We start from the raw sequence: 7,054 nt of genomic DNA, 5'->3' as shown, positions 1-7,054 counted from the left end.
TGGGGTGGCCCTGTCGCCGAGCGCGGTGCGGGCGGCATCCATGAACTCGCGGCAGTTGCGGTACCGGTCGGCTGGCTGCCGACGAACATCGCCTCGGTCTCAGGGGCGAGCGAAGCCGCTTTCTCGTGGGTGAGTTCCCCCGGATAGCCGTTCGGTGCCGCCGCCGGCGGCTGAGCCGGGTAGGCAGGTGCCACTGGCGCCGCCGCGTAGCCAGCGGGGGACGCCGCCGCGTAACCGGTCGGCACCGGCGCGGACGGGGCGTTCCGGACGCCCGGGTAATCGACGGCCGTGACGCCGAGGCCCACTTCCGCTGGCGTGTAGCTGCCGGGTGCGGGGCGTTGTGACGGTGGGGTAGCCCTGTCGCCGAGCGCGGTGCGGGCGGCATCCATGAACTCGCGGCAGTTGCGGTACCGGTCGCCTGGCTGCTTGGCGAGCACCCTGGCGAACACCTCGTCCACCATGGGCGGCAGATCCGGCCGCAGCAGTGTGGGCTGCGTTGGGAGTTCTTCGACGTGCGCCCAGATGATTGCGGGAATCATGTCCTTCTCGAACGGCACCCGGCCGGTCAGGCACTCGTACAGCACGCAGCCCAGCGAGTACTGGTCGGCCATGCCGGCCAGGCCGGCCACGGACGGACCGCGGATCTGCTCGGGCGCGACGTAGTCGACGGTGCCGAGGAACTGTCCCGTCGAGGTCAGCCCGGTGTGCGTCATGACCCGCTTGGTGATGCCGAAGTCGGCCAGGTACAGGTGGTCGGGGTCATCGTCGTCGTTGCTGCGCTCGACCAGCAGGTTTCCCGGCTTGACGTCCCGGTGCACGAGCCCCTTGGCGTGCGCGGCGTCCAGCGCCCGCGCGGCCTGGCTCAGCAGGAACACGGCGACCTCAGGCTGGAGCCGGCCGCGCTTCTTTATCATTTGCCGCAAATCAGTTCCGGATACGTACCGCATTACGATGTACAGCAGCCCGTCGCTCGCCCCCATGTCGTGAATGGGAATGACGTTCGGATGGTTCATCGAAGCCGCGATGCGCGATTCCTCGAGGAAGCGCGTGCGGAATATATCGTCGCTGGCCAGTTCGGGTGCCAGCACCTTGATCGCGACAACGTTACCGAGTCGCGGATGCTCCGCCTGAAAGACGACGCTCATGCCGCCGCGACCGAGAACCGACCGCAACCGGTAACCGGCGAACTCGTCGCCGACGAGAGGAAGTTCGGGCATGCTCAACTGCTCCCCACCCGAGATCGCTGCCCAGTCCGGGATTCCTGGGCGGCGGCCCGCAGCCCCACGCACATTGAGTAATGAAAACGTTTGGGATAAGTAGACCGGGATAAAGTCCGGCAGTCAATGAACGGTTTGTCCCCGCGCACGCGCCGGCTGCCACAGCTGAGACTACTGTTAACTAGAGAGTCAGCTGGGACCGTTCGGGATAAATGTTTTCTTAACTTTTACCGGCTGGACGGCCGTGTGGCGCGGTGGTAGGACTGCAAGCATGCGAGTCGGCTCGGGGCACGACTGGTGATCGCGGTCATTGGCGAGGCGCTGATCGACCTAGTCGTGGACGAGGCCGGCGCGGTTGTCGCGCGGCCCGGCGGCGGCCCCTTCAACACCGCGCGGACGCTGGGCAGGCTCGGCGTCGAGACGACGTTCCTCGGCCGGCTGAGCGGCGACCGGTTCGGCCGGACGCTGCGGGAGCGGCTGGCCGCGGACGGGGTTGCGCTCGGCGTGCCCACGCCGGCCGATCGGCCGAGCACCCTGGCGGTCGCCGACCTGGGGCCGGACGGGACGGTCCGTTACGAGTTCTACCTGACGGGCACCGCATCCGCCGCCCTGGACTACGCGGTGCTCACCGCCGCGCTGCCGCACGGCGTGACCGCCGTGCACGCCGGCACCCTCAGCCTGGTCATGGAGCCGATCGCGTCCGCCATCGAGCGCCTGATCACCGACGGCCTGCCGCCGGACGCCCTGGTGATGGTGGACCCCAACTGCCGGCCGGCCGCGATCGGCGACCGGGACGCGTACCTGGACCGTTTCGAGCGCATCCTGCACCGCGCCGACGTAGTGAAGGTGAGCATGGAGGATCTCGACTACCTGTGCCCGGGTGTCCCCGCCGAGGTCGCGGCGACCACGCTGCTCGGCGACAGGCCCGCGCTGGTCCTCGTGACCGACGGCCCCCGTCCGGCGCGGGCTTTCCTGTCCGGTGGTTTCGGCGGGGCCGGCGGCGAGGTGAGCGTCGAGGTGCCGCGGGTCGAGGTGGTCGACACGATCGGCGCGGGGGACGCGTTCGGCGGCGGATTCCTGGCCTGGTGGTCGGGGGCGGGGCTGGGAAGGAAGGAACTGAGTTCGGCGGAACCAGTCGCTGCCGCGCTCCGCGCCGCCGCCGAGGTGTCGGCGCTGACCTGCACCAGGAGCGGGGCGGAGCCGCCGCTGCTCAGCGAGCTGGCCGGTGCTTCCGGCTGGTCGGCGAACGTGGTCGGCGGCTAGCGTGGACTACCCGCAGAGCCCCACGCCATCGTTCCTTTTCGATCTAGACGGCACGCTTATCGACAGCGTCTACCAGCACGTGATCGCCTGGCGCGCGGCGCTGACCGGCATCGGCATCGACCTGTCGGTGTGGCGGATCCACCGCAGGATCGGGATGAGCGGCGGCCTTTTCGTGCACGCCCTGCTGCGCGAGACCGGCCGGACCCTGTCCCTCGCGGACATCGAGCAGCTCCAGGAAACGCACGCCGCCGAGTACCGCAAGCAGGTGGGCTCGGTCACCGCGCTACCCGGCGCCACGGAACTGCTCGCGTCGCTCACCGGCGCGGGCGTCAAGTGGGCGATCGCGACCAGCGGGTACGCGGCCACCGCCCGGCCCGCCCTCGAACTGCTCGGGCTCCCTGAGGACACCCCGATGGTGACCAGGGACCTGGTGCGGCACGCCAAGCCGGACCCCGACCTGTTCCTGGCCGCCGCCGCGCTGCTCGGCGTCGAGCCGCGGCACGCGATGGTGGTGGGGGACAGCGTGTGGGACCTGCTCGCGGCGCGCCGCGCCGGAACGCTCGGCATCGGCCTTCAGTCCGGCGGCTACGGCCGCGAGGAGCTGGAGCGGGCCGGCGCGTACCGGGTGTACGCCGACCCGGCCGAGATGCTCGCCCGGCTGGACGAGACGGGCGTCCGCCTCGACGAGGCCGGGCTCCGCGAGGACTAACCGCCCAGCGTTCGGCTTGCCTATCGAAATCCATGGCGTTTCCGTTGCCATAACCACGGAAGCGCCATGGATTTATTCGACGTTGAGATCAGCCGCCGGCGCCCTGCCCGGCTTGCAGGCTGGCTATCTGCGCCCGGGCAGCGGCCACGAGTTCCGCGTTGGTGTTCGCGTGGCCTTCCAGCCCCCAGCCCCCGTCGGGCGCCTCGGTGAGCAGCACCCACGTCCTGGCGAACAGCGACGGGTCGCCGGCGGCGTCGGCGACGATATGGGTCAGCCGCTCGACCACGGCGAGCTGCTTGCCGCGATCCAGCGCGCCCGCGTTCGTGAGGACCTGAACCCGCACGTAGTTGCTGCCGCCGTCGACGTTGGACAGGTCGCCGGCCGGCAGCTCGTGGACGAAGGCCGCGGTGTTCTGCCGGAACATCGGGATGTCCGGCACTTGCTCCACGGCCATCACCGCGGCCGCCAGGTCGGCGGCGAGCCGGTGCTTGTCGGCGAACGTCCCGGCTGTCGCGTAGACGTCGATCATCGGCATGGAAGCCTCCTTGAAGGTCGGGTCAGGTCGTTCCGGTCACCTGGCGCAGCAGGCCGAGTACTTCGCCGTCGAGCCGTTCGGCGACCGCGGAGGCGTCCCCGTCGCCATACGGGGCGATCTCGCTGGCGACGCTGTCGTAGGCGACCCGGGTTCCGCCGTCTGGCATTTCCTGGATCAGGATCGTGACCGGCGCGTACGAGCCCGCGTCGGCCACGTGACGCGTCATCTCGCCCATCGTGACCGGGTTGCCCGCGATGAGCCGGACGAGGCGGCGCCCGGCCTTGTCGCGGGCCTGCGGGTCGCGGGCCAGCGCCGTGTCGAGGTCGAGCTGCCAGAACCGCATCAGCCCTGCGCTGCCCTGCGCCTGCCGGACCAGGCCGCTGAACTGCTCGTAGGACGTGCTCGCCCCGAGCTTGCGGAACAGCGACTCGATGTCCGGCTGGCTGATGCCGCCGAAGATGCCGTCAAGGACGGCCTGGAACGGCAGTTCGCTGTCGAAGACGTGGCGGCGGACCGCGACGTCCAGCACTTGTTCTGATCCCATGACGTCTCCATCCGGGTCTCGGTGCGCGGTTAGCCGGCGAGCGCCTTCTTGATGAAGGCGGCCACCCGCACGGGGCTGGCGATGAACGCCGTGTGCGATCCGTCGATCGAGTCGGTGGTCGCGCCCATCCGCTGGGCCATGAACCGTTCCGCGTCCGGCGGTATGGCGTTGTCGTGCTCGGACACGAGGAACCAGGACGGCTTGTTCTTCCACCCGGCCGCGGTCGCGTTCTCGGTGAGCGCGGCGAGCGAGAGCGGCCGCTGCGTCGCGAACATGACCTCGGCGACGTCGACGGGAACGTCGGCGCAGAACGTCTCCCTGAAGCCCTCCTTGCTGATGTACAGGTCCGGTCCCTGCGGCGCGCCGGGCGCCGGGTAAGGCGTCGGGACGGAGGTGGAGGCGAGCATCGACGGCGGGAACGGCTGCTGCACGCTGGCACAGCTCTCGCCCGCGTCCAGGCCGAACGCCGCCAGGTACACCAGCGCCGTCACGTTCCCCAGTCCGGCGGACGCCTGCGTGATGACCGCCCCGCCGTACGAGTGGCCGACGAGGACGACCGGGCCGTCGATGGCGCCGACGACCGCGGCGGCGGCTGCGGCGTCGGATGCGAGGCTGCGTAGCGGGTTCGGGGGCGCGATCGCCGTGACGCCGGCGCTGTGCAGCTCGCGGATGATTCCGGCGTAACCTGAGGCGTCGGCGAATGCGCCGTGGACGAGGACGACAGTGGGATCACTCATCGGGTTCTCCTACGACTGCGTGGCAGCGAAAGTGACGCTGCGATCGTAAGCACCCGCCCGCCGATACCGAGTCCCGGAAAATCCGTAGTCTTCTGTACGTGCGCGCATACCGCGGGAGCCGCTAGATGAGCCGGCTGTTCGGCCGCGCCAGGGAATGCGCGGCCCTGGACTCCGCCGTGGCCGCGGCGCGCAAGGGCAAGGGCGGATCGCTCATCATCACCGGCGGTCCGGGGGCCGGGAAGTCGGAACTGCTCGGCTACGTGGCCCGCTCAGCCGGCGATGCCGAGATCATTCGCATCGAGGGGCTGGAGTCTGAGTCAGCCATCGGCTTGGCCGGGCTGCACCGTCTGCTGCTTTTTCATCCGAACGGGCGCGGCGTTCTCCCGCCCGCTCAGCGTCGCGCCCTGGACGCGAGCCTGGGCGTCGACGGGAGCGCCGACGGCAGCTACACCGAAGCCTCCCCGTTCCTGCTCGGCCTGGCCGTGCTGACGCTGCTCGGCGACCTGTCGGGATCGCGGCTGCTCGTGTGCCTCATCGACGACGCTCACTGGCTGGACGCAGAGTCCGCTCAGGTGCTCGCCTTCGTGGCGCGGCGGCTGCGAAACGAGCGCATCCTCATGCTGTTCGCCGCCCGTGAGAACGAGCCGGCGGAAATCGTCTTCACCGGCATCCCTGACCTGCCCGTGCCGCCCCTGCACCTGGATGACGCCGTAGAGCTGCTGCTGGCCGCCGCGGGCGATATCCCGCTGGACCGCCGTGTCGCCCGCCAGATCGCGGCCAGGGCGGAGGGCAATCCGCTCGCGATCACCGAGGTCGGCCGCGAGCTGGCTGCCCGGCGCGCTCCGCCGCAGGTGCTGCTCGACGAGCCGCTCCCGGTCGGCGCCCGGCTCCGCAGGCACTACGAGACCGGCATCCGCCGCCTCCCGGAGGACACGCGCCAGCTCCTGCTGCTGGCGGCCGCCAACATGGGCTCGGCGCCCGGCACGCTGTGGCGGGCTGCCGAACTAGCCGGGATCAAGGAAAGCGCCGCCGCCCCTGCCGAGCGGGCGGCTCTCATCACTGTGGGGCCGGACCTGAGGTTCCGCCACCCCCTGATCAGGTCAGCGGCTTATGGCACCGCCTCGGATCAGGAAAAACGACAAGCGCATAGCGTCCTAGCCGCCGCGGCTCGCGCCCTCGGTGACCGGCAGGCCGCCGCCTGGCATCTGGCCGCGGCCACCGACGCCCGTGACGAGACGGTCGCCGCCGAACTCGAAGCCGCCGCCCAGTCGGCGCACGACCGCGGCTCCCCGCTGAACGAATCCGCCTTTCTCGGCAGAGCCGCCGAACTCAGCCCTCCGGGTCCGCGGGCGGTAAAGCGCCGCTTGCGAGCCGCGGAGGCAGCGCTGTTCGGCGGCGCCCCGCTGCGCGCGGAATCCCTGGCCAGCCAGCTACCGCCGGACGCGGCACCCGCCGACCGAGCCTTGGCGGAGCACCTGCGCGTCCAGGCCCGCCTCGCGACCGGCCGCGGAGTCGCCGAGGCGCCCGCCCTCCTGCTGGACGCGGCCCTGTCCTGCCTGAAAGAGGCCCCGAACCTAGCGCGGGAGATACTGCTCGAAGCCGTCACGGCGACGTTCTCCGCCAGCCAGCTGACGACCACGATCACCCCGGCCGAACTGGGCGAACGCATCCTGACCGCCCTCGGCGGCGACCCGGAAGTCGCGCGCGAGCCCGAAGAGCTCCTGCTGACCGGCCTGGCCACCTTGCTGAGCGGCCGCTATCTAACCGCCGCCCCGCTGCTCCGCGAGGCTATCGCCGCGCTGGCTGCCGCGCCCGCCCCGCGCGAGCGAGTTCCGGTCTGGCTGCTGGCCGCCACCTTCGCCGCGACCGCGATCTGGGAGGACCGGTTCGCGCTCGAATGGCTGGCCCGCTGCGAGGACCTGGCACGCCGGACCGGAGCGATGCGCCCGCTGACCTTGTGCCTGATCGGCGGCTCGATCTCCAACGCGGCCCGCGGCCAGCTGGCCTTGGCCGACCAGCAGACCGCCGAGGGCCGGGAGCTAGCCCGCG

7 protein-coding genes are annotated in these 7,054 nt (G+C 70.9%); 3 read left to right on the top strand and 4 right to left on the bottom strand.

The features are described from left to right. On the bottom strand, positions 1–1,217 hold a 1,217-nt coding region (locus tag WA805_RS05685; protein ID WP_425241816.1), incomplete at its 3' end, for a serine/threonine-protein kinase. 297 nt (positions 1,218–1,514) lie between these two features. On the opposite strand from WA805_RS05685, the gene WA805_RS05680 reads away from it, so the two are divergent. Further along, positions 1,515–2,480 (top strand): PfkB family carbohydrate kinase, encoded by a 966-nt coding sequence (locus tag WA805_RS05680; RefSeq protein ID WP_425241815.1) that lies wholly within the window; start codon positions 1,515–1,517, stop codon positions 2,478–2,480. A 1-nt stretch (position 2,481) separates the two neighbouring features. Continuing rightward, positions 2,482–3,189: an HAD family hydrolase gene (locus WA805_RS05675; protein ID WP_422285540.1), complete on the top strand. Its 708-nt coding sequence runs from the start codon at positions 2,482–2,484 to the stop codon at positions 3,187–3,189. A gap of 88 nt (positions 3,190–3,277) precedes the next feature. Here the strand turns inward: WA805_RS05675 and WA805_RS05670 are convergent, their stop codons facing one another. From WA805_RS05670 to WA805_RS05660, 3 genes are read right to left on the bottom strand one after another with little or no spacing between them, the layout of a single operon-like run. Then, entirely contained in the window at positions 3,278–3,724 is a 447-nt protein-coding gene (locus WA805_RS05670; RefSeq protein ID WP_424560758.1) for a tautomerase family protein, read from the bottom strand. Between the two features lie 22 nt (positions 3,725–3,746). Beyond that, positions 3,747–4,268, bottom strand: a complete 522-nt coding sequence (locus WA805_RS05665) for a DUF302 domain-containing protein (protein ID WP_425241814.1) — start codon at positions 4,266–4,268, stop codon at positions 3,747–3,749. Positions 4,269–4,297: 29 nt separating this feature from the next. After that, the gene (locus WA805_RS05660) at positions 4,298–5,005 is read right to left on the bottom strand and encodes an alpha/beta hydrolase (RefSeq protein WP_422284884.1); all 708 of its coding nucleotides are present in this window, start codon (positions 5,003–5,005) and stop codon (positions 4,298–4,300) included. A 125-nt stretch (positions 5,006–5,130) separates the two neighbouring features. Here WA805_RS05660 and WA805_RS05655 point away from each other — a divergent pair. After that, positions 5,131–7,054: AAA family ATPase (locus WA805_RS05655; protein WP_425241813.1), on the top strand; the 1,924-nt coding region annotated here is incomplete at its 3' end.

This window comes from Trebonia sp. (assembly GCF_049794275.1).
In the GTDB taxonomy this organism is placed as follows: Bacteria; Actinomycetota; Actinomycetes; order Streptosporangiales; family Streptosporangiaceae; genus Trebonia.
The sequence above is the reverse complement of the archived record's forward strand: the minus strand, read 5'-3'. Positions and strand labels throughout refer to the sequence as shown.

What these genes read in the sequence shown, in the direction of transcription:
- WA805_RS05670 (WP_424560758.1), bottom strand. Translation starts at nt 3,724, where the DNA reads ATGCCGATGATCGACGTCTACGCGACAGCCGGGACGTTCGCCGACAAG.
- WA805_RS05665 (WP_425241814.1), bottom strand. Translation starts at nt 4,268, where the DNA reads ATGGGATCAGAACAAGTGCTGGACGTCGCGGTCCGCCGCCACGTCTTC.
- WA805_RS05660 (WP_422284884.1), bottom strand. Translation starts at nt 5,005, where the DNA reads ATGAGTGATCCCACTGTCGTCCTCGTCCACGGCGCATTCGCCGACGCC.